This window comes from Citrobacter sp. MGH105 (genome assembly GCF_001037485.2).
Taxonomy (GTDB): domain Bacteria; phylum Pseudomonadota; class Gammaproteobacteria; order Enterobacterales; family Enterobacteriaceae; genus Citrobacter; species Citrobacter portucalensis.
Genome location: NZ_CP073049.1, coordinates 119,368 through 145,826, shown reverse-complemented (window position 1 = coordinate 145,826; position 26,459 = coordinate 119,368). Strand labels below are relative to the sequence as shown.

The 26,459-nt window shown below is 52.5% G+C and carries 26 protein-coding genes and 2 pseudogenes; 13 read left to right on the top strand and 15 right to left on the bottom strand.

Annotated features, from left to right (window positions below; translation table 11 throughout):
• Nucleotides 1–12: 12 nt before the first annotated feature.
• The 3 genes from SK35_RS25065 to SK35_RS25055 form a co-directional block, all read right to left on the bottom strand.
• Nucleotides 13–312 (bottom strand): hypothetical protein, encoded by a 300-nt coding sequence (locus tag SK35_RS25065; RefSeq protein WP_016246547.1) that lies wholly within the window; start codon nt 310–312, stop codon nt 13–15.
• A 315-nt stretch (nt 313–627) separates the two neighbouring features.
• Complete coding sequence (locus tag SK35_RS25060) at nt 628–1,566, bottom strand: hypothetical protein (protein WP_032610440.1); 939 nt, start codon at nt 1,564–1,566, stop codon at nt 628–630.
• A gap of 5 nt (nt 1,567–1,571) precedes the next feature.
• Nucleotides 1,572–2,087 (bottom strand): thermonuclease family protein, encoded by a 516-nt coding sequence (locus tag SK35_RS25055; RefSeq protein WP_015062960.1) that lies wholly within the window; start codon nt 2,085–2,087, stop codon nt 1,572–1,574.
• Nucleotides 2,088–2,309: 222 nt separating this feature from the next.
• On the opposite strand from SK35_RS25055, the gene SK35_RS25050 reads away from it, so the two are divergent.
• From SK35_RS25050 to SK35_RS25035, 4 genes are all read left to right on the top strand, one after another.
• Nucleotides 2,310–3,737, top strand: coding sequence for a DNA cytosine methyltransferase (locus tag SK35_RS25050; protein WP_015062959.1), 1,428 nt, complete (start codon nt 2,310–2,312; stop codon nt 3,735–3,737).
• 128 nt (nt 3,738–3,865) lie between these two features.
• Entirely contained in the window at nt 3,866–4,033 is a 168-nt protein-coding gene (locus tag SK35_RS25045; RefSeq protein ID WP_016246550.1) for a hypothetical protein, read from the top strand.
• A 23-nt stretch (nt 4,034–4,056) separates the two neighbouring features.
• Nucleotides 4,057–5,376: a DUF1173 family protein gene (locus tag SK35_RS25040; protein WP_032610439.1), complete on the top strand. Its 1,320-nt coding sequence runs from the start codon at nt 4,057–4,059 to the stop codon at nt 5,374–5,376.
• A gap of 13 nt (nt 5,377–5,389) precedes the next feature.
• Complete coding sequence (locus SK35_RS25035) at nt 5,390–5,593, top strand: hypothetical protein (protein ID WP_024191726.1); 204 nt, start codon at nt 5,390–5,392, stop codon at nt 5,591–5,593.
• Nucleotides 5,594–5,647: 54 nt separating this feature from the next.
• On the opposite strand, the gene SK35_RS25030 is transcribed toward SK35_RS25035, so the two are convergent.
• From SK35_RS25030 to SK35_RS25020, 3 genes are all read right to left on the bottom strand, one after another.
• A complete protein-coding gene (locus tag SK35_RS25030) occupies nt 5,648–6,868 on the bottom strand; it encodes a hypothetical protein (RefSeq protein ID WP_032610436.1) in 1,221 nt (406 codons plus the stop codon).
• A gap of 2 nt (nt 6,869–6,870) precedes the next feature.
• Complete coding sequence (locus SK35_RS25025) at nt 6,871–7,683, bottom strand: DUF4942 domain-containing protein (protein ID WP_015062955.1); 813 nt, start codon at nt 7,681–7,683, stop codon at nt 6,871–6,873.
• Between the two features lie 1,028 nt (nt 7,684–8,711).
• A complete protein-coding gene (locus SK35_RS25020) occupies nt 8,712–11,720 on the bottom strand; it encodes a Tn3 family transposase (protein ID WP_032432540.1) in 3,009 nt (1,002 codons plus the stop codon).
• 158 nt (nt 11,721–11,878) lie between these two features.
• On the opposite strand from SK35_RS25020, the gene SK35_RS25015 reads away from it, so the two are divergent.
• Nucleotides 11,879–12,436, top strand: a complete 558-nt coding sequence (locus SK35_RS25015) for a recombinase family protein (protein ID WP_004118540.1) — start codon at nt 11,879–11,881, stop codon at nt 12,434–12,436.
• A 131-nt stretch (nt 12,437–12,567) separates the two neighbouring features.
• Nucleotides 12,568–12,900, top strand: a complete 333-nt coding sequence (locus tag SK35_RS25010; protein ID WP_004118538.1) for a DMT family transporter — start codon at nt 12,568–12,570, stop codon at nt 12,898–12,900.
• 353 nt (nt 12,901–13,253) lie between these two features.
• Here the strand turns inward: SK35_RS25010 and nhaA are convergent, their stop codons facing one another.
• Nucleotides 13,254–14,402, bottom strand: coding sequence for a Na+/H+ antiporter NhaA (gene nhaA / locus SK35_RS25005; protein WP_011977829.1), 1,149 nt, complete (start codon nt 14,400–14,402; stop codon nt 13,254–13,256).
• Nucleotides 14,403–14,810: 408 nt separating this feature from the next.
• Entirely contained in the window at nt 14,811–15,266 is a 456-nt protein-coding gene (gene merR, locus SK35_RS25000) for an Hg(II)-responsive transcriptional regulator (RefSeq protein WP_001166628.1), read from the bottom strand.
• A 71-nt stretch (nt 15,267–15,337) separates the two neighbouring features.
• Between merR and merT the strand changes: the two genes are divergently transcribed.
• The 6 genes from merT to merE are packed head-to-tail and all read left to right on the top strand — an operon-like array spanning nt 15,338 to nt 18,751.
• Entirely contained in the window at nt 15,338–15,703 is a 366-nt protein-coding gene (gene merT, locus SK35_RS24995) for a mercuric ion transporter MerT (protein WP_001294656.1), read from the top strand.
• A gap of 15 nt (nt 15,704–15,718) precedes the next feature.
• A complete protein-coding gene (gene merP / locus SK35_RS24990; RefSeq protein WP_000732275.1) occupies nt 15,719–15,994 on the top strand; it encodes a mercury resistance system periplasmic binding protein MerP in 276 nt (91 codons plus the stop codon).
• A 27-nt stretch (nt 15,995–16,021) separates the two neighbouring features.
• Entirely contained in the window at nt 16,022–16,447 is a 426-nt protein-coding gene (merC, locus tag SK35_RS24985; protein ID WP_000522996.1) for an organomercurial transporter MerC, read from the top strand.
• A 38-nt stretch (nt 16,448–16,485) separates the two neighbouring features.
• Nucleotides 16,486–18,171: a mercury(II) reductase gene (merA, locus tag SK35_RS24980; RefSeq protein WP_000209296.1), complete on the top strand. Its 1,686-nt coding sequence runs from the start codon at nt 16,486–16,488 to the stop codon at nt 18,169–18,171.
• 17 nt (nt 18,172–18,188) lie between these two features.
• Nucleotides 18,189–18,554: a mercury resistance co-regulator MerD gene (merD, locus tag SK35_RS24975; RefSeq protein WP_001277466.1), complete on the top strand. Its 366-nt coding sequence runs from the start codon at nt 18,189–18,191 to the stop codon at nt 18,552–18,554.
• Nucleotides 18,551–18,751, top strand: coding sequence for a broad-spectrum mercury transporter MerE (gene merE, locus SK35_RS24970; protein ID WP_022652206.1), 201 nt, complete (start codon nt 18,551–18,553; stop codon nt 18,749–18,751). Before merD ends, merE begins: the two co-directional genes overlap by 4 nt.
• A gap of 138 nt (nt 18,752–18,889) precedes the next feature.
• On the opposite strand, the gene SK35_RS24965 is transcribed toward merE, so the two are convergent.
• The 6 genes and pseudogenes from SK35_RS24965 to SK35_RS24940 all read right to left on the bottom strand — a co-directional run bounded on the left by SK35_RS24965 (nt 18,890) and on the right by SK35_RS24940 (nt 23,537).
• Complete coding sequence (locus SK35_RS24965) at nt 18,890–19,750, bottom strand: broad-spectrum class A beta-lactamase TEM-1 (protein WP_000027057.1); 861 nt, start codon at nt 19,748–19,750, stop codon at nt 18,890–18,892.
• A 182-nt stretch (nt 19,751–19,932) separates the two neighbouring features.
• Nucleotides 19,933–20,250: pseudogene (locus tag SK35_RS24960) on the bottom strand (recombinase family protein); the annotation flags it as partial.
• A gap of 199 nt (nt 20,251–20,449) precedes the next feature.
• Entirely contained in the window at nt 20,450–21,274 is an 825-nt protein-coding gene (locus SK35_RS24955) for an oxacillin-hydrolyzing class D beta-lactamase OXA-9 (protein WP_000722315.1), read from the bottom strand.
• Between the two features lie 59 nt (nt 21,275–21,333).
• On the bottom strand, nt 21,334–22,122 hold the full coding sequence (aadA1, locus tag SK35_RS24950; RefSeq protein ID WP_001206315.1) for an ANT(3'')-Ia family aminoglycoside nucleotidyltransferase AadA1: 789 nt from the start codon (nt 22,120–22,122) through the stop codon (nt 21,334–21,336).
• Between the two features lie 69 nt (nt 22,123–22,191).
• The gene (locus SK35_RS24945) at nt 22,192–22,746 is read right to left on the bottom strand and encodes an aminoglycoside N-acetyltransferase AAC(6')-Ib' (protein WP_014454105.1); all 555 of its coding nucleotides are present in this window, start codon (nt 22,744–22,746) and stop codon (nt 22,192–22,194) included.
• A 233-nt stretch (nt 22,747–22,979) separates the two neighbouring features.
• Complete coding sequence (locus tag SK35_RS24940) at nt 22,980–23,537, bottom strand: recombinase family protein (RefSeq protein WP_001217881.1); 558 nt, start codon at nt 23,535–23,537, stop codon at nt 22,980–22,982.
• Between the two features lie 163 nt (nt 23,538–23,700).
• On the opposite strand from SK35_RS24940, the pseudogene SK35_RS24935 reads away from it, so the two are divergent.
• Nucleotides 23,701–24,600 (top strand): annotated as a pseudogene (locus SK35_RS24935) (DUF4158 domain-containing protein); the annotation flags it as partial.
• Between the two features lie 51 nt (nt 24,601–24,651).
• Here SK35_RS24935 and tnpR read toward each other — a convergent pair.
• Complete coding sequence (gene tnpR / locus SK35_RS24930; protein WP_004152391.1) at nt 24,652–26,367, bottom strand: Tn3-like element Tn4401 family resolvase TnpR; 1,716 nt, start codon at nt 26,365–26,367, stop codon at nt 24,652–24,654.
• Nucleotides 26,368–26,459 lie beyond the last annotated feature (92 nt).

The window sequence follows — 26,459 nt, the reverse complement described above, 5'->3', positions numbered from 1 at the left end:
CTCCTTGTTTGATTAACTGTGAAGTAGATAAAATAGATACCCAAAAACAATAGTGGATAGTGCTAACACCACACAATTAGCAATGTACCAGATCAATGTTTGGAACTTAAGTCGCCGGATCATTTCAGGTTCTTCACCGCTTGAGAAAGATCCTCTACCTTCACTGACTAACTTATCAGCATTTTTAAAATGCTGATAAGTTGAACCAGCACGGAAAGTAAGCCATGCCATACCTAACATTATGAATCCAAATAAATAAAATGCTTTTTCTAAGTAAAAATCTACCGCTGATACAACATCCAGATTTTCCATTTGGTAATTCTCAATATTGTTGGTGAGTTAAAGATTTTTTTGTTGGCTAACTGTCTGAAAGCCCTAATTATGGTCATTACAATCCAACCAATTAACAGGTTCCCCAAGAAACCGTGTCAATGCTGCTTTAGCGTATTGTGGCTTAGTGTAATATCGAGGGAACCAGCCATCGAAATTTTGTGTTCCATTGCGGCGGTATTCAGGTTCGACAGACAGTCTACATCCCTGACCGTGAGGCGAAATGAAAAAGGTGAACCCGTCAATCGAATCAGAACTCAACCGGCTGCATGTCATTGGAAATCCTTCATGATTTAACTAACCAGGCATTGCACTGGTAATCTGATGCTCCACACTCCGCATTCGAGGATTTTGACGTACAAAGTCTCTGACGCCCGAGATGCAAGCTTTGATGATTATATCAAAGTGAGGCTGCGCCTCCGATACGAAATTTCCCGTATTATCCAGTAGCAATATGACCCCTAGCGATTTTACAAGCTGGTACTCAACTGTCGACCGGTCTAGGGCGATCTGGAGCATGTAAATAGTTTCCCCGGATACATTTCCGTCTATTCCAATCACGGTTGCCGTGCAAGCTGCCTGCTCCTCTGGGTAGTGAGGTGTATAATAGTCATACCAGTAATCGGACTTCACCGATTCTTTCCTCGATTGCAGGTTTTTAACAGGCCATTTCACCCAGACAGATGACATATTCTCTGAAACCAGTGAGTGCTGTAACGCGGTAAGGGGGTTATCAAATTCGCCCATGGACCATAAGGTCTCAAATTCTGCTTGAAAAGTAGATGGGTCTATTACAGCAATAAAATCGAACTGGTCCTTATTAATTTTAGACGCTCGCTCATCCATATAGAAAAGACCAAGTCTGTTCCCTTTATCACTTCTCCAGGTGGCCCCTGCTGGTTGATAGTCCGTATTTATAAATGGTCGAAGTTGCTGGTCTTTGTGCAGAAAGATAAACGATGGGGCCAGTGTTCTATTCGCGTTCTTAACTGGGTTAACATATAGGCGCTCACCTGCGCTGAGGAGTTCAATGATCGACTTTGAAATGACAACATCTACAGATGGCGTGCAGGGGTTAACGCCCTCCTCCACTTGATGTACTAAATCCCCATCCGGACCCGGAATAACGTCTCGCAGACACGTTGGGCAGCGCTGAGTTTGTCCGGGTAAAATTGGCCACGAAAGATGTCCATCGTTATTAAGCGCAATTTTCAATAAAGGATGTTGTCTTGTCATCGCGGTCACCCCCTGCTTTTCGTCTTTTGAGGTTTCTGGTTTTGCTGGCGCCACTCCCAGGGGGCAACGGGATTCGGATCTACCCAGAGGCCTTTAACTGCTTTCTGCGCTGAAGCTTCGAATTTCAGATAGTTTGGGACGATGGCATTACCGTCAAACCGGTATACCCATGCATAGCCACTGTCTACCATTGAGGCGTTTATGTCATAACCATCAAGCCAAATGGTTCCCAGCATCCTGCCGTAAATATCAGGTCCGTGGTCTATTACCGTAATATTCTGTGCAGCAATCGCGGAGCTCAACGCTTGTTTAGCCTTTTGTCCAAAGGCCTGCTTACTTTCGGGGGCATCAATACCGTACAAGCGGATTTTGATGTTTGTATTCTGACCATCGAGCGCGGTGATTGTGTCCCCGTCGATAATTTTTACCACTTTCGCTTCAAATGATGATTGGGTAGCAAGAGTTGCCACCGGGAAAAGGACGATTAATGTCGGCAAAAGTAACTTTTTCAAAAGAGTCATACGTTCTCCCTGAATTAGATGGTTCGTAGTAACAAATAAGTCGTGTGATTTGACGCGCTTATTGTACCAATTAGAAACTCGGCGATTTTCTGTTAACGGAGGCAATTTGAGTGGGTAAAAATTTTAATACAGGAGATGAAAATAAAGGCCTTTAACAAAAAATTGAATTTTCACCGCGTGGTAGTCTGAGAACCTAAATTAATCACATTTCACGGAGTAAGGATGTACAACGATAGAACTGAGCCTGCAATAACAGCATTGCTTAATGATGAGACACCTTCCTCTATCCATAAATTACTGGTGCAGGTTGCAAGCATCTACGACGTGAAGGATTTGGCTGAGCAACTTAATGCTGCAACCGGCAGCGAATGGTCGAGGGGAACGCTTATTCGCCAGATTAAAGGTGCAGTTAATGAATGCCAAATCACCCAGGAAGGATATCGTTATCTTCGAACGTTGCTCCCCTCTCGGCCAGCGGACTATGACCAGAAGTTTTTCCGATTTATTGACTTGTTTGCTGGGATCGGTGGCCTCCGGAGTGGTTTTGACGCCATCGGCGGAAAATGTGTGTTCACCAGTGAGTGGAATCAGTTCTCCCGACGGACTTACAGTGCAAACTGGTACTGTGACGAGACTGAGCACCATTTCAACTCAGATATCCGGGACATTACACTCAGTAATCTTCCCGATGTTTCGGATGACCAGGCCTATGCTTCTATCGATGCATCCATCCCAGACCATGATGTTTTGCTCGCAGGTTTCCCATGCCAGCCGTTCAGTATTGCCGGTGTCAGCAAAAAGAACTCCCTTGGCCGAAAGCACGGCTTTGAATGCGACACCCAGGGGACCCTTTTTTTTGATGTTGCCCGGATCATCCGAGCCAAACAGCCTGCCATTTTCGTTCTGGAGAACGTAAAAAATCTGAAGAGTCACGATAAAGGCAATACGTTCCGCATCATCATGAATGCGCTTGATGAGCTCGGCTACGATGTTGCCGACTCCGATGCTCACGGAGCAAAGGACCCCAAAATAATTGACGGTAAGAACTTCAGACCTCAGCACCGGGAACGTATCGTGCTGGTCGGTTTCCGCCGTGATCTGAAACTCAATGATGGCTTTTCGCTAAGTGGTGTATCCGCTCTTTATCCTTCACGACGGCCAACCCTTAGGGAGCTGCTGGACGCTGAGGTCGATAGCCGTTACATCCTTTCTCCAAAGCTCTGGGAATACCTTTATAACTACGCTAAAAAGCACCAGGCAAAAGGCAATGGATTTGGCTATGGTTTGGTAGATTCATCAATAGAAACAGTGGTTTGCAGAACACTCAGCGCACGCTATTATCGGGATGGATCTGAAATTTTATTAGACCGGGGATGGGATTTTAGCATAGGCGAAAAGCACTTTAATGATCCTGTCAATTTGGCAAGGCGCCCACGCCGTTTAACCCCGCGAGAATGTGCCCGCCTTATGGGGTTCGAGCAACCGGGAAAAGTTACTTTTCGCATTCCAGTCTCTGATACGCAGGCCTATCGCCAGTTCGGGAATTCGGTCATCGTCGACGTATTTGCGGCCGTGGCCAGTTTGCTTCGGAGCCGTATTGAGACTGCCGTTTCGGCTCGGCTCAAGGGAGAGTTTGAAGCGGCATCATAGTCATTCTTCTGTGTGATTTAACAGGGTAACGTAATGGTTTAATTCACAAAATATTAACATTCACGCAGATAAAACCTGGGCAGGAAGAGTAAGCCTGCTTCAGTTATCGCCTTCATCAGGAGGTACTGATGACGTATTTTGATTCAGCTGAAGATCTTACTATTACAAAACAAAGGGCTCTCCAAGAGCTTGCTAAACATGGCGTTGAGGCCAGCGACATCAACGTGTTTTTTTCCGAGTTGGGTGAGAAGGAAGAGTACAACGCGCAGGATGTATTGAGATGGCTGGGCTATTAGTCTTTTAAATTTCAGGAGGTCCCATGGGCCAGAAGTTTGCAGTATTTATTGCTTACGATGACGAACCAAACACGAAACGATACTCGGCTGAATTTCAGACGCAGAACGAGTATGTAAAGGGATGGCAGTCGGCCCTAAAGAAAGCACACCACACGTCCGGGCAGAAATCTGTGATCACCTGCGGATGCCGGGGCAAAGGCGCAAAGCGTCTGTACGTCCGGTCGCTACCAAACAGTGATACCTTCATATTGATTAAGGCTGCAAATACCGGCACTGAGCATGATCCATCGTGCGTGTTTTTCGACCTTGATGCCAGGCATACGGGGTTAAAGGGTTATGCCAGCAATGTTGTACGCATCAACAATGAGGGGACCATGTCAATACGCCTCGGAATAGGCATGACGGAGAAAGATCCGCCGGAAAAGTCAGAGGTTCCTACCCCGCCCCAAATCCAGCGACCTGAAGGTGGACAGGCTTCAATGACCCTGTCCGGACTTCTGAGTCTGTTGTGGACTGAAGCCGGTCTTAATGTCTGGTATCCGAATATGGCCGGGAAGCGAAATGATTCGCTGGTTCGCTACCGGATGTTGGACGCCGCAAAGCAGGTCAAATCAGGTAGAGCGTGTATTGGCGACCATCTCTTTATCGGGGTGGCGGACTCTAAAAGCAAAGTGGCCAGTGAGCAGGTTAAGCTGTTGTCGTCCGCAGAACTGAGCGACAAGCGACTGCTGCTGCTATCAGTACTGCCGCGCTATGACGCAGAAAAGCATGAGAAGCCACTGAAGTTTCTTCCTATGCGTAACTTCGGCGGTATGCCCCTTACCTTCTTTAACTCAGACGGGCACTGGGATAGCGTGAAGCGGCGATTCCCACTGGAATATGCAGCCTGGAAAAATGGTGGCAAAGTTGTTGTTTTTGCACTTACCTCTCCCGTATCTGTGACCACTAGAGGTCTCTCTGCACGAGCTCATCAGATAGTGCTTATGCTGGTGAGTGATAACTGGATACCTCTGGACTCCTCATACGAAGCGATTGTATCCCGTAAACTGGATGCCGAACACCGGCACTATGTTAAGCCTATGCGGTATGACGCAAGTGCGAGCGATGTATTCCCCGATTTTTATTTACTTGATACCCGGAGTGATAAGCCGTTCCCGATGGAGGTTTTCGGAATGTCGACACCAGCCTATCTTGCGCGAAAGGAACTTAAGAAGGCGTATTACAACCAGGAATATGGGGCCTATGGATGGTGGCACTGGGATGCTACGGAGAAGACGGAATCCCAGGATCTCCCTCATTTCCCTGAAGCTAAAAAATACAATTCACCCGAATCACAACCTTAAAATGGGGTTAAAAATGGCGTACATACTTTCGATGAGTGAACAGGTTAAACTGAAAGCGTTTTTGGCGGCAGTACTCGATGACTATAAGCTGGGAGCTATTTCGCAGCAGCAAGCTGTTGGCGGGATCACTAGCCTGGTTGATGCTCTTGAGATCAGTGACTCGGGGAAAATCAGCCAAATGCTATCGGAAGGACGTAAACTCCTCCGGACGGGATAAAGAGCCTACGGGCGCCAGGAATTTAAGTTTATAGCAAATTCCTGGCGGGAGCAGTTATGTCGTCTTTTTGTTTCGCGGTTTTGATGCCCCTGGGGATTTAGGTTTGATAGCAACTACGCCGGTCATAGCTTCGGTAAGCTGCTTGATTGTTCCTCGTAAAGACTCTGCAATGGTCTTTTCCGCATTGAGTGTCGCTTCCATGGACATCATCTGATTCCTGAGCTGCTGAAGCTCTTCTGTCAGATCTGTTTGGACCTTTTTGGACACCAGGTTCTCATCAGCTAAGCGTTGTGCTTCAGCTCGTAGTTGTTCATTCGTCCCTTTAGCTGTTGAGAGCTCCGACCGGACGAGCGTCAGGGCCGTGTCCTTTTCGGCTAAAGATGAGCTCAATTCAGAGGCATGGGATTGTGATGAAGAAAGGTCCTGTTCAAGCTGACTGACACTGGACTTTAAATCAGACACGGTCCGTTGTAAGTTTTCATTCTGGCTGTTGAGGGCGGTCAGCTCTACCTGCTGCGCTTTATTTTCATCATTAAGCTGCTTCTGATACTCCTGCTGCGAGGCCAGTTCCTGTTTGCGCTCACTCAGTTGCTGGTTCAGTGTCCCTACTGTCTGCTGTAAAAGCTGGATCTCGTTTTGGGCATGCTGTAATTCACTTTGAGTTCCTGCCAGAGTTTCTTCTGCTTCCTGAAGTGAATCTTCTAATTTACTGGAGAGTTCACGCTGCTGCTCCAGCAGGTTAATCAGGTTAACTTTTTCGTTATTCAGGACTGTAGCCTGTTCTTTCGACTGTGACAGTTCTTCCAGAATTTCAGCATTCCGGTGCCGTAACTGAGTAATTTCTGCCTTCGCAATTTTCACGCTATCACTCTGGATAGCCGTATAGCTTAAGCGGAAGTACCAGGTGATAAACGCAGTAAAATCACTGAATGCATCTTTAATCTGGTCAGGGATTTCAATCGCGCGTGCTTCTTCGGGCACCTCGTCCACGTATTGCTTGTAGGCCGCCAGCATCTCCTGAGCCCGGGCAAAAGACCCCCCCATTTTATCCCGCAGCCAGTGGGCTTTGAAAAACTGGTCGAGGTTTTCGGTGCTGATGCTCTTATCGAGGCAGATTTGTTCAATCTCGGTGAAATATTTAACCTTAGCTATTGACGAGTAAGGGGAATTCTTCAGTAACTCGGGGCTTAGAGGGGGCGTTTTTGGAGTATCTTCACTTAAACTGGACGCTGTCTGTTCATCCCCGTTCATCAAATTTACATTGTCAGTCATCATTCTTATCCTTTGGCCGGGATCTGGTTGGCAAAATAAATGCTAATCAGGTCATTCAGTGCGTTATGCAGGCTTTCACACTCAACTGAGATATGGACGTTACCATTTTCGAACAATCGGCACTTCCAGCCCTTCGGGTCGGTAATGTCACCCGTAAAATCGGTTTTCCGTAAGACAGCAAGCCGATCGTACATGTTCATTCCACTGCCGACAGGCGGTGTTGCTGCATTGGAGCAGATGCAAACGATATTCTCAAAGTCGTTTAAATAGAAGAGATTATCCTGAGAAAAGCCATTATATCTCATCATGTTCGAGTCGGGAAAAATGCCGCGTAGTACCAGTTTTTTTGGCATCACAAATTGCTGGGCATTAGTTTTATACCGGCGATCAAGCTGGCATAGCAGATCAACAAACCCTTCAGCAAGTGTAATGCTGCGCATGGCAACTGCCTGGCGCAATGTACTGCGGATTACGGTTAACGACGCAATTGGCGGAGCGTTCCGGAGAGACTCACGGAACTCTGCCCGCTGGTTGTGATTCCAGAATCGGTCAATACCCGTTTCTTCAAAAAGATTGTTCCATGTCTTACGGTCTATTTGCTGTCGCCCTTCCTCGATGCTTGCGGCCAGGGACGCAGGAAGGCCAAAAGCATTAGGGGCCATAATTTTGCTGTTAAACAGTGAAAACCCGCAAATTGCTGAGGCTTCGGCAATCAGCGTCATGCCGTCCAGAAATTTTTGCATAGCGGCATCACGACTACTGGCGAGTTGTTCGGTACGGGTACTCAACTTCAGTTCCGGCTGCGAATTCATGCTCATTTCACGATCCTTTTCCCACTGTTTTGGCTGAGAGATTTTCACTGGCCTATCCACCTCTCTCGTTAAAAAAATTCTCGTAGCGTCATATATAGTGAAGCCTTTACTAGTGACTAATGATGAAAAAGATTAACACACAGATGTCGGGTGACCAACAACCCGCAACCCGTTAAGTGGCGATCGCATCCCCTGAATGCACAACCATTGCGTTACATGACTGATTAATAAGGGTTTTAGCCGCAATTACACTATGGGGGGTGCTATTTGAACGATGGGATTTACCGATAATTAAATCCCATAGTACATAAAGTGAGCTAAAAAAGGCCAATAAGCGTGACACCGTCACCTCGCGAGGTTTTTTTGTGGTAACTAGTTATTAGTAAAGGCATGACTAAATGTATAATGGGATAGTTGTTCGGGCCTCCTCTTTGGTCGTTATCACGGATGAGGGGCTGTTACGACTGATAGACAGTGATTGCACACATTGGGCTAAGGGCAACAAAATGACGGCGTCGCGAATTACACACCTAATAACGTCCTGTACCAAAGGTAAGCACTTCCAGTGCGGCTCCCGTGCGGAACTGAGCATCCGGGCCGGAGAGACACCTGAAGAGGCTATGGCCAGTTGGGCAGCGACCATAAGACGGTCGCAAAGTGCATCACCGGTACCCGCCCTATCGCTCTATACTGGGAATCACTGGTCAACGGCAAAAGAGATTTTACGGACGACGGAAAACCTGGAGTTGTGGGTGATCTCTGCCGGGTTGGGTTTTTTGAATAGTCGGGACCTCGTCGACGTATATGAAGCCACCTTTCATAATTTACCGTTCAGTCACCGCCATTGGTGGCGGGAATTAACAAATACATTCGGGAAGGAAAGATCGGAGAATTCCATAGGGACGTTAATGGAAGCCAGGCCTACTGATGATTACGTGATCGCTGCCTCCCCAGTTTATATCGCTGCGGTTGAGGACGATATCCTGGCAGGAGTAGGTAAAGGGGTTTGAGGGCCAATGATGTAAAAAACCACGCTAAGGAGGTAATTCATTGTTTAAATTGAGATTTAACGGCCTCAATTCCCCCTTCATAATATCCTCCGGTAGTGTGAACGTATAATGTCCCAGCATGTTGATATGACCATGCATCAGAGGCGAAAGCCGCGCGATATGTTCATCTTCTGGCCCTTCCCCAGTGCTACGCAGGTGCGACAAGGCTTCCTGCATATAAAGCGTATTCCACAGCACCACTGCGTTTGTCACCAGACCCAGCGCACCCAACTGATCTTCCTGCCCCTCGCGGTAACGTTTTCTGATCTCACCACGCTGACCGTAGCAAATGGCTCTTGCCACGGCATGGCGACCTTCGCCCCGGTTAAGCTGTGTTAGGATCCTGCGGCGATAGTCCTCATCATCAATATAGTTGAGAAGATACAGTGTCTTGTTAACTCTTCCGACCACCATTATTGCCTGAGCAAGCCCTGACGGTCGGGTACTTCTCAATAGCGATCGAATGAGTTCTGACGCATGAATTGTGCCCAGCTTCAGCGAACCTGCAACCCGCATCATCTCATCCCAGTGGCTTTCGATTTTAGAAAGGTCAACACAACCCCGAGCCAGTTCGTCCAACGCCCCGTAATTCGCTGCTTTGTCAGCCCGCCAGAACACCGCCTCACCAGCATCCGCCAGACGAGGTGAAAATTGGTATCCCAGTAGCCAGAACAAGCCAAAGATAATGTCACTGGTACCTGCTGTGTCCGTCATGATTTCAACCGGGTTTAGTCCCGTTTGTTGCTCAAGTAGTCCCTCCAGCACAAAAATGGAATCCCGCAGCGTTCCAGGGATCACTATGCCATGAAAACCCGAATATTGGTCAGAGACAAAGTTGTACCAGGTAATGCCGCGCCCTGAACCAAAGTATTTTCTGTTGGGGCCAGAATTCACCGTTTTCACTGGTGTGACAAAACGCATACCATCAGCGGAGGCCACCTCACCGCCACCCCAGTATCCTGCCAACGCTAACGAGGACTGAAAATCAACCAGCCGCGCATTGGCGCTGACCAGCGTTTCTGCTCGGATGTAGTTCTGTTTCACCCAGCTCAGGCGATGGCGGGTCAGTGCAGGGATATTGTGCTTGATCAGCGGCTCATGTCCGATATTGCAGGCCTCAGCCAGCATCACCGCACACAGGCTTATATGCAGATCCTGCGCGCGGGCACCTGACTCGCTGACATGGCTGAATTCACGGGTGAAACCCGTTCTGGCGTCAATCTCAAGCAACAGTTCTGTCAGGTCAACGGGTGGGAGCAATTGTCTGACTCGGCTGCTCAGTCGTATCAGCGCCGGTGGCTCATCCAATTTATCCAGGCTGCTGATGGTCAGCGAAGGATGTTTACCTTCATTGCAGATGTCTACGGCGGTATTGCGGTCAAAACGTGATGCCACCGTTTTCCAGGTTTCATCCAACCGTGCTGCCAATTGCACCGATGCTTTACTGCCATTGGTGGGGTGACCCAATGCCCGGCACACTGGAACCCGCTGCGCCTGCCATTCCTCCCCCTGAAGAAGTTTTTGGCGCGGATCACCCCAACGATCGCTGTTTTCCAACCAGATGTCACGACGGCGTAGCGCATCCTGAAGTCGCTCCAGCAGACACAACGAGTAACCCGCTCGCTGTATCCGACCTTCAGCATCGTACACCAGGCGTTTCCAAGGGCCTGAAATGATATGCTCAGGTGCATCGTCCAGGATCCGTTTTTTCGAGCCGTTTAGCTCTGCCAGGTAATGGATGGCCGCGAGGGTATGTTCACCGTCTGGGGCCGCCCGGAAGTGCAGATCGCGCAGTAGTGCGGGCAAAAAACGCCTTACCCGTCCGTACTGCTCCACCATTTCATCCTGAAAGTTTGTATCCTGGGGGCGGGCCAGTTCATTCACTTTTTCCACTGACTCTGCCAGTCTGGCGACAGGTACACTGCTGAATATGGTCTTTCGCAGCAAATCATCACCAGTATCTTCATCAAGTAAAAGTGCACATGCCCGCGCCAGCAACAACGCCGCACGGTCAAGATCCTTGAGCGTCCTAAGTCGCTTTTTCTGCCCGGTTTTCTTCGCCTCCCTGGTAATATTGAGGATCAGCATATCCAGCACGTCAACGGCCTCGTCCAGCGCCGAGATTTCTTGCGCTTTCACGAACGCGGTAAGGATAGCCAGCCGCCGTTCTTCTGGCATTCTGCTGATATATTTCACCGATGCCATTCCGGCATAGCGTGCCAGGTTGCGGAGCTGTATGGCAGGCAGCCCAGTGAAATTCAGGCAGGAAAATTCCAGGCTGCGCAGGCGAGTGTAACGTTCAAGTGCTTCAGTGAATGCGGGGCCGCTGATAGTGACAGGGCCTCTTTTTAGGTGCTCCATCACTGAGAGTCGCTGTCCTTCGGGGATTTCAAGTAACCCAGCCAGTTGTGCGGCCTGCCAACGGTTTGGCAGCGCGGCCAATTTTCGCCATAAGCGGCGGGTCGCACGCTCACGGATTTCACCAATGACCCTCGTAAGGGTGGATGCGGCTGGCAACAACACTTTATTTTGAAGCAACCACGCGGTGGCAAAATCGAACATCAGTCCGGGGCGTTCATTACTGAGCCATGCACGAGTATACAGCAATCGCTTCAGTCTGAACGACCACGGGAAATCACCGAAATCATGATAGCTGTAGTGCTGCCTGATAAGCCCGTGGTGCTCCCAACGTGTATTTTCCCTTTGAGCATAGCGGGAGATGATCTCTGGATAGCGGATGTTAAGTTGCCTTGCGACATAAAACTGGACACCGGGCGGTATTTGCATGAGATCGGGCAAGAAGGTTCCCAGAAAGCGGGCGGTTGTGAGTTGAAGGGCAATCCCCAACCGGTTATGCCTGCCCCTACGTAGGTTGATGAAAGTAAGGTCTCGCTCATCAAGATGAAAATACCGTGCCAGTTGGATCTCGTTTGGCTCTGCGGCATAACGCCCGTAGTTCTGTGTCTGTTTGTCGGTCAGAAAATCAGCAGCCATCACGCATCCTTTCATTATTTATTGATCCGTATTATTTTGGCGGTATCAGATATTATAAGTTTTGAGACCTTTTAAAGTGCGTGCTTACATGAGTATCAAAAATCGTGTTTTATGCTTTATGATACTACGCAGTATCAGTATCGATTTGTGAGACCAATATGGCATTACTGGGATATGCAAGGGTATCAACGAGCCATCAGAAACTGACGGCGCAGATCATGGAGCTGAAATCTTCAGGCGTCAGAGATGACCGGATTTTTACTGACATGATGTCGGGCGCCACGGACGAACGTGAAGGGTTACAACGGCTGCTTGCCCGTGCCGAAAAAGATGACATTATCATGTGTACCAAAATGGACCGGCTTGGCCGCAACACAGCGGATATGATCCACATTGTTGATGCCTGCTATAAAAAGGGAATAGCCATCCGGTTTCTGGAGAATGGACTGAGTACTGAAGGCACGATGGGTAAAATGGTCATTCAGATCCTTGCTGCCGTTGCTGAAGCTGAGCGGGAGCGGATCCTGGAGCGCACAAACGAAGGCCGGGTCATCGCCATGGCGGCAGGCGTCAGGTTTGGACGGAAACCTCATCACAAATCGGCCGCCGCACTGGAGCTTATCCGGCACGAAACGCCCATTAAACTGGTGATGGAGAAAACCGGCATATCCAGGGCCACCTATTTCAGGTTAAAAAAACTGGGCCCAGGCAGTTAACCCGACGCAGGCAGCGATTTTTTCCTGTGCCGGAAAGGGTTTCGCGGTTGATGCTGATGATCCCCTGCTTAAAAACAGAGTTAACATTGCCCACAATATTGCTGGTTTTGATGAGCCGTTAAAGGAGTTTTATGAATGGATGGATGTATCTGGTGATTGCCGGCATAGCCGAAGTCTTTTATGCCGCGTCAATGCTCCGGACTGAGGGATTTACCCGGATCTACCCCAGTATTTTTTGCCTGACATTTATCGGTGTGAGCATGTACTTTTTGTCCCTGGCAACACGGACTATTCCTGTAGGAACCGCTTATGCGGTCTGGGTCGGGATTGGTGCTTTAGGGACAGCAGCGTACGGAATAATTTACTTAAATGAAGATAAGGGCCTGTTACGCATTGCCTGTTTCGGACTGATTCTGGCGGGTATCATTGGCCTGAAAATTCTGGCAGGACACAAGCAGCTGTAGGTTCTCATCCATAAACAGAACTCCGGGGGCATTCTGATTTTAGACATCAGCATGCCTCTCCCTTTCCCCTTTTTGAAATGGGACATTACCCGCTACATTAATAACAGGCGAGAGAACCGACATAACCGGGGGCGGCCAGGAAAAGTTGCCATGATTGACAAAAAGACTGCTTTTTGTTTGTACCTGCATGATTAACGGTGCGAATTTTTTCGGCAAACTATAAATGCGGGCACCAGTGTGATGATAAGCACCTGAATAAATGCCGACGGTAATGAAGGTGGCCCTGTTGATTAATAAGTTTGCAGGGAAATAAAAATCCCCGTCATCACGGGGATTTTCCGGACCCGAATGCGTTACCGGGAAGGATGCGAAGGAGAAAAGCGCAGTATCAGCATACCCGCCAGTGCTGCCAGTACAGAGCCGGCAAGTACCCCCACCTTGACCTCGTCCACCAACAGGGGGCTTTCTGCAAACGCCAGGTTGCCGATAAACAGGCTCATGGTAAACCCTATTCCGCACAGGACCGATACGCCGTAAACCTGCAGCCAGGTACTTTTTTCAGGCCGTTTTGCCAGGCCCAGGCTGACGGCCAGCAGCGACAGGCCGAAAATGCCCGCCTGCTTGCCAACAAACAGGCCCAGCGCAACGCCGACCGGTACCGGCGACATCAGGTCATCAGCCGTCATACCGGAGAGCGCGACCCCCGCATTTGCGAAGCCAAACAGCGGCAGTATCAGAAACGTCACCCACGGATTGATGCCGTGCTCCAGCCGGGCAAGAGGGGATTGTTTATCCGGATCGGTTACCCGCAGCGGGATAAAGAGCGCCAGCAGGATACCCGCGATGGTGGCGTGCACCCCGGACTGAAGCATGAAAAACCACAGCACGCCCCCCGCCAGCAGATAGGGAAACAGCCGGGTAATCCCGGCACGGTTCATGATAAACAGCAGAGCAACCGTGACCGCCGCACCGGCCAGCATCAGAAACGAAATATTACTGGTATAGAAGAGCGCAATAATAGCCACTGCGCCCATGTCGTCCAGAATAGCCAGCGCCGACAGGAAAATTTTCAGCGAGGCAGGTACGCGACTGCCCAGCAGTGCCAGTACCCCGAGCGCAAAGGCAATGTCCGTGGCGGCAGGAATTGCCCAGCCAGCGAGGGTTTCATCGCTGCCCGCATTAAACCATACGTAAATGGCCGCAGGCACGGCCATCCCGCCCAGCGCGGCAAATCCCGGCAGCGCGCGCTGGCCCCAGGTGGCAAGCTGACCGGTGAGAAGCTCGCGCTTGATTTCCAGGCCGACCATCATGAAGAACACGGCCATCAGGGCGTCGTTTATCCAGTGCTCAACGGAGAGGCCGGCGGCGTTGTATTTCAGGAATACCTCATATCCCTCCCTGAGCGGAGAGTTAGCCACGATGATAGCGGCTGCTGAGGCGATGATGAGCACGATGCCGCCGGCTGCGGGCGAGCTGAAAAATGCAGATGGCACTTCTGACATCCTCTTTTTATTTCTGTCTGGGATTTCTGACACACTCCCTCCCTTTATTCAAAAAAAACAGGCCTTCCCCTGATATACAACCGCTGGTTATCAGAGGATAAGCCGGCTGAGCTACGCTGAAGATATAAAAAATACGATAATTAATTGCTGATAAATTAACGAATTAGCGTGACGTTAATTTTATCATAACGTCCGGCCCGCTTCAGGCGGAAGAGGTAAAGCCCTGTAAAGCTGCCGCAGGCAGGGGCATTTTTATCCGTCATCAGCCACACGCTCACAGCAGCCATGTGACGACAAAAAAACCCAGGGCAGTCATCAGAATGGAGCCGGTTACGTGTACCAGCAGTGTAAGCGTCGTCTCAGCACCGTCTGGCAGGGGTCGTCTCAGAATTCGGAAAATAAAGCACGCTAAGGCGTAGTCACCCCGTGACTCCCCCGCGCCGATGCAGCGAGCTTCGTTCCGTCTTGCAGTGACGCAATCAGCGGGCAGGAAACGTTCCCTTTCCGCGCATGGCAGGCGCACACCAGTTCAGACAGCACGGCCTCCATGCGTGCCAAGTCGGCCATCTTCTCGCGCACATCCTTGAGCTTGTGCTCGGCCAGGCCGCTGGCTTCCTCGCAATGGGTGCCATCCTCCAGCCGCAGTAGCTCGGCGATTTCGTCCAGGCTAAAGCCCAGCCGCTGGGCCGATTTCACGAACCGCACTCGTGTTACATCCGCCTCGCCATAGCGGCGAATGCTGCCATAGGGCTTGTCTGGCTCCGGCAGCAGGCCCTTGCGCTGGTAGAACCGGATGGTCTCCACATTGACCCCGGCCGCCTTGGCAAAAACGCCAATGGTCAGATTCTCAAAATTAATTTGCATATCGCTTGACTCCGTACATAACTACGGAAGTAAGCTTAAGCTATCCAAACCAAATTTGAAAGGACAAGCGTATGTCTGAACCACAAAAGTCTGAACCACAAAACGGGCGCGGCGCGCTCTTCGCCGGTGGGCTGGCCGCCATTCTTGCGTCGGCCTGCTGCCTGGGGCCGCTGGTTTTGATCGCCTTGGGGTTCAGCGGGGCATGGATCGGCAACCTGACGGTGCTGGAACCCTATCGCCCGATCTTCATCGGCGCAGCGCTGGTCGCGCTGTTTTTCGCCTGGCGGCGCATCTACCGCCCGGCGCAAGCCTGCAAACCGGGTGAGGTCTGCGCGATTCCCCAAGTGCGAGCTACTTACAAGCTCATTTTCTGGATCGTGGCCGCGCTGGTCCTGGTCTCGCTCGGATTTCCCTACGTCATGCCATTTTTCTATTAATCACAGGAGTTCATCATGAAAAAACTGTTTGCCGCCCTCGCCCTCGCTGCCGTTGTTGCCCCCGTGTGGGCCGCCACCCAGACCGTCACGCTGTCCGTGCCTGGCATGACCTGCGCCTCTTGCCCGATCACTGTCAAGCACGCGCTTTCCAAGGTTGAGGGCGTGAGCAAGACCGACGTAAGTTTCGACAAGCGCCAGGCCGTCGTCACCTTCGACGATGCCAAGACCAACGTCCAGAAGTTGACCAAGGCGACCGAGGACGCGGGCTATCCGTCCAGCCTCAAACGCTGATCCGTTAACCGAACTCGGGAGCGACACATGGGACTCATCACGCGCATCGCTGGCAAAACCGGCGCGCTCGGCAGCGTCGTTTCCGCGATGGGCTGCGCCGCCTGTTTTCCTGCCATCGCCAGCTTTGGCGCGGCCATCGGACTGGGCTTCTTGAGCCAGTACGAGGGGCTATTCATTGGCATCCTGCTGCCGATGTTCGCCGGCATCGCGTTACTCGCCAATGCTATCGCTTGGCTCAATCATCGACAGTGGCGACGCACGGCGCTCGGCACGATAGGCCCGATCTTGGTGCTGGCAGCGGTGTTTTTAATGCGGGCTTACGGCTGGCAGAGCGGTGGACTGCTCTATGTCGGCCTGGCCTTGATGGTTGGGGTGTCGGTCTGGGATTTCATCTCGCCAGCACATCGCCGCTGCGGGCCGGACAGCTGTGAATTGCCAGAACAACGTGGCTGACGGCAACAGCCGTAGCCACCACAGAAAAGGAAAAATACATGACCACCCTGAAAATCACCGGGATGACCTGCGACTCGTGCGCGGCTCACGTCAAGGAAGCCTTGGAGAAAGTGCCCGGCGTGCAATCGGCGCTGGTGTCCTATCCGAAGGGCACAGCGCAACTCGCCATTGAGGCGGGCACGTCATCGGATGCGCTGACTACCGCCGTGGCCGGACTGGGCTACGAGGCAACGCTTGCCGATGCGCCACCGACGGACAACCGCGCCGGCCTGCTCGACAAGATGCGCGGCTGGATAGGGGCCGCTGATAAGCCCAGTGGCAACGAACGCCCGTTGCAGGTCGTCGTCATTGGTAGCGGTGGAGCCGCGATGGCGGCAGCACTGAAGGCCGTCGAGCAAGGCGCGCAGGTCACGCTGATTGAGCGCGGCACCATCGGCGGCACCTGCGTCAACGTCGGTTGTGTGCCGTCCAAGATCATGATCCGCGCCGCCCACATCGCCCATCTGCGCCGGGAAAGCCCATTCGACGGCGGCATGCCACCCACACCGCCGACGATCTTGCGCGAGCGGCTGCTGGCCCAGCAGCAGGCCCGTGTCGAAGAACTCCGTCATGCCAAGTACGAAGGCATCCTGGACGGCAATTCAGCCATCACCGTTCTGCACGGTGAAGCGCGTTTCAAGGACGACCAGAGCCTTATCGTTAGTTTGAACGAGGGTGGCGAGCGCGTCGTGATGTTCGACCGCTGCCTGGTCGCCACGGGTGCCAGCCCGGCGGTCCCGCCGATTCCGGGCTTGAAAGAGTCACCCTACTGGACTTCCACCGAGGCCCTGGCGAGCGACACCATTCCCGAACGCCTTGCCGTAATCGGCTCGTCGGTGGTGGCGCTGGAGCTGGCGCAAGCCTTTGCCCGGCTGGGCAGCAAGGTCACGGCCCTGGCGCGCAATACCTTGTTCTTCCGTGAAGACCCGGCCATCGGCGAGGCGGTGACAGCCGCTTTCCGTGCCGAGGGCATCGAGGTGCTGGAGCACACGCAAGCCAGCCAGGTCGCCCATATGGACGGTGAATTCGTGCTGACCACCACGCACGGTGAATTGCGCGCCGACAAGCTGCTGGTCGCCACCGGCCGGACACCGAACACGCGCAGCCTGGCATTGGAAGCGGCGGGGGTAGCCGTCAATGCGCAGGGGGCCATCGTCATCGACAAGGGCATGCGCACCAGTAGCCCGAACATCTACGCGGCCGGCGACTGCACCGACCAGCCGCAGTTCGTCTATGTGGCGGCAGCGGCCGGCACTCGTGCGGCGATCAACATGACTGGCGGCGATGCGGCCCTGGACCTGACCGCAATGCCGGCCGTGGTGTTCACCGACCCGCAGGTCGCCACCGTGGGCTACAGCGAGGCGGAAGCACATCACGACGGGATCGAGACCGACAGTCGCCTGCTAACACTGGATAACGTGCCGCGTGCGCTTGCCAACTTCGACACACGCGGCTTCATCAAGCTGGTCATCGAGGAAGGTAGCGGACGGCTCATCGGCGTGCAAGCGGTGGCCCCGGAAGCGGGTGAACTGATCCAGACGGCGGTGCTCGCCATTCGCAACCGTATGACCGTGCAGGAACTGGCCGACCAATTGTTCCCCTACCTGACCATGGTCGAAGGGCTGAAGCTCGCGGCGCAGACCTTCAGCAAGGACGTGAAGCAGCTTTCGTGCTGCGCCGGATGAGGAAAAGGAGGTGTTCAATGAGCGCCTACACAGTGTCCCGGCTGGCCCTTGATGCCGGGGTGAGCGTGCATATCGTGCGCGACTACCTGCTGCGCGGATTGCTACGGCCGGTCGCGTACACCACGGGCGGCTACGGCTTGTTCGATGACACCGCGTTGCAACGGCTGCGCTTTGTACGGGCTGCCTTCGAAGCGGGTATCGGCCTGGACGCACTGGCGCGGCTGTGCCGGGCGCTGGATGCTGCGGACGGTGACGGTGCGTCTGCGCAGCTTGCCGTGTTGCGGCAACTCGTCGAGCGTCGGCGCGAGGCCCTGGCCAGCCTCGAAATGCAACTGGCCGCCATGCCAACCGAACCGGCACAGCACGCGGAGAGTCTGCCATGAACAGCCCAGAGCACTTGCCGTCTGAGACGCACAAACCGATCACCGGCTACTTGTGGGGCGCGCTGGCCGTGCTCACCTGTCCCTGCCATTTGCCGATTCTCGCCATTGTGCTAGCCGGCACGACGGCCGGCGCGTTCATCGGGGAGCACTGGGGTATTGCAGCCCTCACGCTGACCGGCTTGTTTGTCGGGGTCTGACGCTCAGTGGAACGAAAACTCACGTTAAGGGATTTTGGTCATGAGATTATCAAAAAGGATCTTCACCTAGATCCTTTTAAATTAAAAATGAAGTTTTAAATCAATCTAAAGTATATATGAGTAAACTTGGTCTGACAGTTACCAATGCTTAATCAGTGAGGCACCTATCTCAGCGATCTGTCTATTTCGTTCATCCATAGTTGCCTGACTCCCCGTCGTGTAGATAACTACGATACGGGAGGGCTTACCATCTGGCCCCAGTGCTGCAATGATACCGCGAGACCCACGCTCACCGGCTCCAGATTTATCAGCAATAAACCAGCCAGCCGGAAGGGCCGAGCGCAGAAGTGGTCCTGCAACTTTATCCGCCTCCATCCAGTCTATTAATTGTTGCCGGGAAGCTAGAGTAAGTAGTTCGCCAGTTAATAGTTTGCGCAACGTTGTTGCCATTGCTGCAGGCATCGTGGTGTCACGCTCGTCGTTTGGTATGGCTTCATTCAGCTCCGGTTCCCAACGATCAAGGCGAGTTACATGATCCCCCATGTTGTGCAAAAAAGCGGTTAGCTCCTTCGGTCCTCCGATCGTTGTCAGAAGTAAGTTGGCCGCAGTGTTATCACTCATGGTTATGGCAGCACTGCATAATTCTCTTACTGTCATGCCATCCGTAAGATGCTTTTCTGTGACTGGTGAGTACTCAACCAAGTCATTCTGAGAATAGTGTATGCGGCGACCGAGTTGCTCTTGCCCGGCGTCAACACGGGATAATACCGCGCCACATAGCAGAACTTTAAAAGTGCTCATCATTGGAAAACGTTCTTCGGGGCGAAAACTCTCAAGGATCTTACCGCTGTTGAGATCCAGTTCGATGTAACCCACTCGTGCACCCAACTGATCTTCAGCATCTTTTACTTTCACCAGCGTTTCTGGGTGAGCAAAAACAGGAAGGCAAAATGCCGCAAAAAAGGGAATAAGGGCGACACGGAAATGTTGAATACTCATACTCTTCCTTTTTCAATATTATTGAAGCATTTATCAGGGTTATTGTCTCATGAGCGGATACATATTTGAATGTATTTAGAAAAATAAACAAATAGGGGTTCCGCGCACATTTCCCCGAAAAGTGCCACCTGACGTCTAAGAAACCATTATTATCATGACATTAACCTATAAAAATAGGCGTATCACGAGGCCCTTTCGTCTTCAAGAATTTTATAAACCGTGGAGCGGGCAATACTGAGCTGATGAGCAATTTCCGTTGCACCAGTGCCCTTCTGATGAAGCGTCAGCACGACGTTCCTGTCCACGGTACGCCTGCGGCCAAATTTGATTCCTTTCAGCTTTGCTTCCTGTCGGCCCTCATTCGTGCGCTCTAGGATCCTCCGGCGTTCAGCCTGTGCCACAGCCGACAGGATGGTGACCACCATTTGCCCCATATCACCGTCGGTACTGATCCCGTCGTCAATAAACCGAACCGCTACACCCTGAGCATCAAACTCTTTTCATGATATATCTCCCAATTTGTGTAGGGCTTATTATGCACGCTTAAAAATAATAAAAGCAGACTTGACCTGATAGTTTGGCTGTGAGCAATTATGTGCTTAGTGCATCTAACGTTCAAGGTGAGCGGACTCGCGCGGCTTTATGCGCGAGGTCCGCTCGAGCGCAGGGTTATGCATCTGCTCTCGATGACGCCACATATCATTTGTTACCCATCAACACGGGTAATTCCACGAGAATATCCTCTCGTGCTTTAGACCCGCCGGGAATATCGGACTTTTCCTTTCCTATTTCCAATCGGGCGAAAACAACTTGCCGTCCGTTTTTTTCAGCCCAGCCCACGAACCAGCCCTGCGGACGACTTTCATTTATCTTGCCGTTATTGTCCCGAAGCCAGCCGCTGCCGCTTTTTCCATGTACAGCCCATCCTTCGGCTGCCTGGTACTGCGGGATTGTGGCATACGCCATGTCATAAGCCGCTTCGGATACAGGCAGCTTATGCGCGACAAAGCGTAGAAGAAACTGAATTTGCTCCTTGGGAGATATGGTGAGCGACGACATCAGCCATGACTGGGTCAAGCCGTTATGCTTCCCCGAGTCACCGGAAACATCTTGATTACCGTACTCAAATTTCTTTACGTATTCCGTGAACCGATCAACTCCCAGACGGCTTGTTAATTGCTGCGAGAACCAGACAACAGAGTCGCTTTGCCATAGCGCCGGATAGACTTGTTTGTATGTGCGATCTCTCGGAGACGGGTTGTATTCCGGCTTCAATTCCCACGTAGGTGATTTTGGCGACTGCAAGATTCCACTATCAAACCCCATGATTGCCAATGGAAGTTTAAAAGACGAGCACGGAGACACACGACGGGCACATTCTCCGGTCTCATATAAGGTATTTCCGGTAATGGCGTCTGCGATGATGGTGCATTTAAGCGTTTCAACCTCATCAGAAGCCACGGAACTGATTGGGAGAGTGGCGGAAACGAACACCAACATATGCAGCAGCAAAATTTTTTTCATCAAGGTATCCTTCATTGCTCCGCTGTGCGCTTAATAGGTGCATAACTTTGTTTTAGACATTATTTGCCGACTACCTTGGTGATCTCGCCTTTCACGTAGTGAACAAATTCTTCCAACTGATCTGCGCGCGAGGCCAAGCGATCTTCTTGTCCAAGATAAGCCTGCCTAGCTTCAAGTATGACGGGCTGATACTGGGCCGGCAGGCGCTCCATTGCCCAGTCGGCAGCGACATCCTTCGGCGCGATTTTGCCGGTTACTGCGCTGTACCAAATGCGGGACAACGTAAGCACTACATTTCGCTCATCGCCAGCCCAGTCGGGCGGCGAGTTCCATAGCGTTAAGGTTTCATTTAGCGCCTCAAATAGATCCTGTTCAGGAACCGGATCAAAGAGTTCCTCCGCCGCTGGACCTACCAAGGCAACGCTATGTTCTCTTGCTTTTGTCAGCAAGATAGCCAGATCAATGTCGATCGTGGCTGGCTCGAAGATACCTGCAAGAATGTCATTGCGCTGCCATTCTCCAAATTGCAGTTCGCGCTTAGCTGGATAACGCCACGGAATGATGTCGTCGTGCACAACAATGGTGACTTCTACAGCGCGGAGAATCTCGCTCTCTCCAGGGGAAGCCGAAGTTTCCAAAAGGTCGTTGATCAAAGCTCGCCGCGTTGTTTCATCAAGCCTTACGGTCACCGTAACCAGCAAATCAATATCACTGTGTGGCTTCAGGCCGCCATCCACTGCGGAGCCGTACAAATGTACGGCCAGCAACGTCGGTTCGAGATGGCGCTCGATGACGCCAACTACCTCTGATAGTTGAGTCGATACTTCGGCGATCACCGCTTCCCTCATGATGTTTAACGTTTGACATGAGGGGCGGCCAAGGGCGCCAGCCCTTGGACGTCCCCCTCGATGGAAGGGTTAGGCAACACTGCGTGTTCGCTCGAATGCCTGGCGTGTTTGAACCATGTACACGGCTGGACCATCTGGGGTGGTTACGGTACCTTGCCTCTCAAACCCCGCTTTCTCGTAGCATCGGATCGCTCGCAAGTTGCTCGGCGACGGGTCCGTTTGGATCTTGGTGACCTCGGGATCATTGAACAGCAACTCAACCAGAGCTCGAACCAGCTTGGTTCCCAAGCCTTTGCCCAGTTGTGATGCATTCGCCAGTGACTGGTCTATTCCGCGTACTCCTGGATCGGTTTCTTCTTCCCACCATCCGTCCCCGCTTCCAAGAGCAACGTACGACTGGGCATACCCAATCGGCTCTCCATTCAGCATTGCAATGTATGGAGTGACGGACTCTTGCGCTAAAACGCTTGGCAAGTACTGTTCCTGTACGTCAGCAAGTGTCGGGCGTGCTTCTTCTCCGCCCCACCACTCGACGATATGAGATCGATTTAGCCACTCATAGAGCATCGCAAGGTCATGCTCAGTCATGAGGCGCAGTGTGACGGAATCGTTGCTGTTGGTCACGATGCTGTACTTTGTGATGCCTAACTTTGTTTGGAAATGTTGAATACTCATACTCTTCCTTTTTCAATATTATTGAAGCATTTATCAGGGTTATTGTCTCATGAGCGGATACATATTTGAATGTATTTAGAAAAATAAACAAATAGGGGTTCCGCGCACATTTCCCCGAAAAGTGCCACCTGACGTCTAAGAAACCATTATTATCATGACATTAACCTATAAAAATAGGCGTATCACGAGGCCCTTTCGTCTTCAAGAATTTTATAAACCGTGGAGCGGGCAATACTGAGCTGATGAGCAATTTCCGTTGCACCAGTGCCCTTCTGATGAAGCGTCAGCACGACGTTCCTGTCCACGGTACGCCTGCGGCCAAATTTGATTCCTTTCAGCTTTGCTTCCTGTCGGCCCTCATTCGTGCGCTCTAGGATCCTCCGGCGTTCAGCCTGTGCCACAGCCGACAGGATGGTGACCACCATTTGCCCCATATCACCGTCGGTACTGATCCCGTCGTCAATAAACCGAACCGCTACACCCTGAGCATCAAACTCTTTTATCAGTTGGATCATGTCGGCGGTGTCGCGGCCAAGACGGTCGAGCTTCTTCACCAGAATGACATCACCTTCCTCCACCTTCATCCTCAGCAAATCCAGCCCTTCCCGATCTGTTGAACTGCCGGATGCCTTGTCGGTAAAGATGCGGTTAGCTTTTACCCCTGCATCTTTGAGCGCTCTGATCTGAATATCGAGGGACTGCTGGCTGGTTGAGACCCGCGCATAACCAAAAATTCGCATAAAAATGTACCTTAAATCGAATATCAGACACGATGTGTCTATTATGCCAAAATGACGATTTAATGGACACTCAAACGAAGCCGTTTTACTATGTCTGATAATTTATAACATTTCGTACGGTTGGAAAAATGTTACTAAATGCCCGTCAGGCAGGGAGGCCGATATGCCCGTTGACTTTCTGACCACTGAGCAGACTGAAAGCTATGGCAGATTCACCGGTGAACCGGATGAGCTTCAGCTGGCACGATATTTTCACCTTGATGAAGCAGACAAGGAATTTATCGGAAAAAGCAGAGGTGATCACAACCGTCTGGGCATTGCCCTGCAAATTGGATGTGTCCGTTTTCTGGGCACCTTCCTCACCGATATGAATCATATTCCTTCCGGCGTCCGGCATTTTACCGCCAGACAGCTCGGGATTCGTGATATCACCGTTCTTGCAGAATACGGTCAGAGGGAAAATACCCGCCGTGAGCATGCAGCGCTGATACGTCAGCACTATCAGTATCGTGAATTTGCCTGGCCCTGGACATTTCGCCTTACCCGTCTTTTATATACCCGGAGCTGGATAAGCAACGAACGTCCTGGCCTGCTTTTCGATCTGGCGACAGGGTGGCTTATGCAACATCGTATTATTCTCCCCGGAGCCACTACGCTGACCCGGTTGATTTCAGAGGTAAGGGAAAAGGCGACGTTGCGCCTGTGGAACAAACTGGCACTGATACCGTCAGCCGAACAGCGTTCACAGCTGGAGATGCTGCTGGGGCCAACTGATTGCAGCCGCCTGTCTTTACTGGAATCACTGAAAAAGGGCCCTGTGACCATCAGTGGTCCGGCGTTTAATGAAGCAATTGAACGCTGGAAAACTCTGAACGATTTTGGCCTGCATGCTGAAAACCTGAGTACACTCCCGGCTGTGCGCCTGAAAAATCTCGCACGTTATGCTGGTATGACTTCGGTGTTCAATATTGCCAGGATGTCACCGCAGAAAAGGATGGCGGTTCTGGTTGCCTTTGTCCTTGCATGGGAAACGCTGGCGCTGGATGATGCATTGGACGTTCTGGGGTTCTAAGCGGGAATCCCAGAAAATTCCGTCATTCCGTATGATGAAAATTCAGTCGACTCCTCGCTTGACGTGACGAGCGCCAAAAGCCTGCCGCATCTGCCTGGCGCGCTCGAGCTCATCGCCATGCAAATACATCGACGTCGTGGCGATCGACGCATGGCGTAGGTTGTCGCGCACCGCGGTGAGCTGAGCTCCCCGGGCCAACGCATGGCTGGCATGACTGTGACGCATCCAATGAGGCGTGGCACGGCGCAGCTTTTCGGCGGCGACCGGATGATCGGCCTCAATGGCCTCAGCGGCTTGCGTAAAGAATCTTCGCAACACGCACCAAAGGTGAGGGCCGGTGATGCCGGCATTACCGTCTTCCCCAAGACTGCCCACCAGGGGCGTTTTCGGATTCCACCGTTCCCGGCTGACTGGCAGTTGACGCTGTGCCAAGTATTGGTCCAGCGCCGTATACGCGAGCGGCGGCAAGGCCACCTTACCTGGTTTGCCACCTTTGCCAACCAAATGCAGCCAGTGGTCACCGTGCTCGTCGAGGCGGACATTACCCAGGACGGCGCCGACCAGTTCGCTAGCGCGCAGGCCCGTGGCATAGCCGAAGTCGAGCATGAAGCGCAGGCGTTGTGCTGCCGGCTCGGACCAGCCGTAGGACCATTCCAGGCCGTCTGCAATGGCGCGCAGCAGTAGCCATTCTCCCTCGGTAAAGCCTCGCGCCGTATCCAGTGCGGGCCGCAAGGCGTGACCGCGTACCTTGACGCCGGCGAAAGGGTTGGCCAGCACATAGCGCTGCTCGATGAGCCACCGGAACAGCGCCGAGAGCACCGTCAGCGCATACGCTGCCGAGCGTGCGGACAAGCCGCCCGAGAAGGGGCGCCATTCCACCGAATCGCGTGGTCGAGGTGGCCCCACCCAACGCTCGCGCGGGGTCGGGTGCCGGACAAAGGCCCGGTACGCGATTGCATCGTCCGTGGTCAGGGATGATAGCGCCCGTCCGCGTTCGACGATGGCCCACAGGATTAGCCGCGCAGCCTCCTTGCGATAGGCGCGCTGTGTGGCGACAGTCTCGTGCAGCGCCAGCCAGGCCTGCACGGCCTCGTAGTCGTTGGTCGCATTCAGCGTGCAAGCGTTGCGCGGGGCCCGGAAATTGCCCTGCGAGCCGTCGACTTCGTTCGGCAGACGCAACTGCTCCCACGGCACGATGCCGCTGGGCTGAATAATCGGGATCAGGGCCCGGGCGCGCTCGGTGAGCTGCGGATGTGCGGCAAAGAAAGCCTCGACCTGCCGGGCGCCTGTCATGCCGAGTCCCTCGATGGCTTTCCACCAGCCACGCCGGCGGGGAATGCGCACGGTCAGCGCCGAGAGGGTGTGGATACCGTACGCCTGCAGTGCCCTGACGGTCCTCGGAGACAGCCACTGGTCGATGCTGTCGCTGATCTGGGGCTTCGGCGCCGGCAGCGTGGGCAAGAGCCGGATCGCGCGTTCGACGGCACCCGCGCGCCCCTGTCGCTCTTCGGGGGCGTGCTGGAACACGTCGGCCAGATCCGGCCGGTGGCGGCTGTTGGCGAAAACGATGAGCTGGCGGCGGATATGCCCCAGCATCCCTCGCGCTGATTGACCGGCGGCCTTGCGTGCCGCCAGGTAGTGTTCAACGGCCGCGCGAGAGCTGAGTCCCGCGTACCAGCCGCGCAAGGCAGCCAGCGAATCCGCATCGGGAAAGCCGACTGGGGTAGAACTCGAAGCCGTAGTCTGGCCCGTTTTCATATGGACAGGTTGCGATTCGAAAAGCGAGTAACGCGATAATAACGATTATTTCAGTAGAATCGAAAATGCCCCATGTTTCTACGAAACCTCAA

Coding starts and splice junctions, on each gene's coding strand:
- SK35_RS25065 (WP_016246547.1), bottom strand. CDS start 312: ATGGAAAATCTGGATGTTGTATCAGCGGTAGATTTTTACTTAGAAAAA.
- SK35_RS25060 (WP_032610440.1), bottom strand. CDS start 1,566: ATGACAAGACAACATCCTTTATTGAAAATTGCGCTTAATAACGATGGA.
- SK35_RS25055 (WP_015062960.1), bottom strand. CDS start 2,087: ATGACTCTTTTGAAAAAGTTACTTTTGCCGACATTAATCGTCCTTTTC.
- SK35_RS25050 (WP_015062959.1), top strand. CDS start 2,310: ATGTACAACGATAGAACTGAGCCTGCAATAACAGCATTGCTTAATGAT.
- SK35_RS25045 (WP_016246550.1), top strand. CDS start 3,866: ATGACGTATTTTGATTCAGCTGAAGATCTTACTATTACAAAACAAAGG.
- SK35_RS25040 (WP_032610439.1), top strand. CDS start 4,057: ATGGGCCAGAAGTTTGCAGTATTTATTGCTTACGATGACGAACCAAAC.
- SK35_RS25035 (WP_024191726.1), top strand. CDS start 5,390: ATGGCGTACATACTTTCGATGAGTGAACAGGTTAAACTGAAAGCGTTT.
- SK35_RS25030 (WP_032610436.1), bottom strand. CDS start 6,868: ATGATGACTGACAATGTAAATTTGATGAACGGGGATGAACAGACAGCG.
- SK35_RS25025 (WP_015062955.1), bottom strand. CDS start 7,683: ATGAGCATGAATTCGCAGCCGGAACTGAAGTTGAGTACCCGTACCGAA.
- SK35_RS25020 (WP_032432540.1), bottom strand. CDS start 11,720: ATGGCTGCTGATTTTCTGACCGACAAACAGACACAGAACTACGGGCGT.
- SK35_RS25015 (WP_004118540.1), top strand. CDS start 11,879: ATGGCATTACTGGGATATGCAAGGGTATCAACGAGCCATCAGAAACTG.
- SK35_RS25010 (WP_004118538.1), top strand. CDS start 12,568: ATGAATGGATGGATGTATCTGGTGATTGCCGGCATAGCCGAAGTCTTT.
- nhaA (WP_011977829.1), bottom strand. CDS start 14,402: ATGTCAGAAGTGCCATCTGCATTTTTCAGCTCGCCCGCAGCCGGCGGC.
- merR (WP_001166628.1), bottom strand. CDS start 15,266: ATGCAAATTAATTTTGAGAATCTGACCATTGGCGTTTTTGCCAAGGCG.
- merT (WP_001294656.1), top strand. CDS start 15,338: ATGTCTGAACCACAAAAGTCTGAACCACAAAACGGGCGCGGCGCGCTC.
- merP (WP_000732275.1), top strand. CDS start 15,719: ATGAAAAAACTGTTTGCCGCCCTCGCCCTCGCTGCCGTTGTTGCCCCC.
- merC (WP_000522996.1), top strand. CDS start 16,022: ATGGGACTCATCACGCGCATCGCTGGCAAAACCGGCGCGCTCGGCAGC.
- merA (WP_000209296.1), top strand. CDS start 16,486: ATGACCACCCTGAAAATCACCGGGATGACCTGCGACTCGTGCGCGGCT.
- merD (WP_001277466.1), top strand. CDS start 18,189: ATGAGCGCCTACACAGTGTCCCGGCTGGCCCTTGATGCCGGGGTGAGC.
- merE (WP_022652206.1), top strand. CDS start 18,551: ATGAACAGCCCAGAGCACTTGCCGTCTGAGACGCACAAACCGATCACC.
- SK35_RS24965 (WP_000027057.1), bottom strand. CDS start 19,750: ATGAGTATTCAACATTTCCGTGTCGCCCTTATTCCCTTTTTTGCGGCA.
- SK35_RS24955 (WP_000722315.1), bottom strand. CDS start 21,274: ATGAAAAAAATTTTGCTGCTGCATATGTTGGTGTTCGTTTCCGCCACT.
- aadA1 (WP_001206315.1), bottom strand. CDS start 22,122: ATGAGGGAAGCGGTGATCGCCGAAGTATCGACTCAACTATCAGAGGTA.
- SK35_RS24940 (WP_001217881.1), bottom strand. CDS start 23,537: ATGCGAATTTTTGGTTATGCGCGGGTCTCAACCAGCCAGCAGTCCCTC.
- tnpR (WP_004152391.1), bottom strand. CDS start 26,367: ATGAAAACGGGCCAGACTACGGCTTCGAGTTCTACCCCAGTCGGCTTT.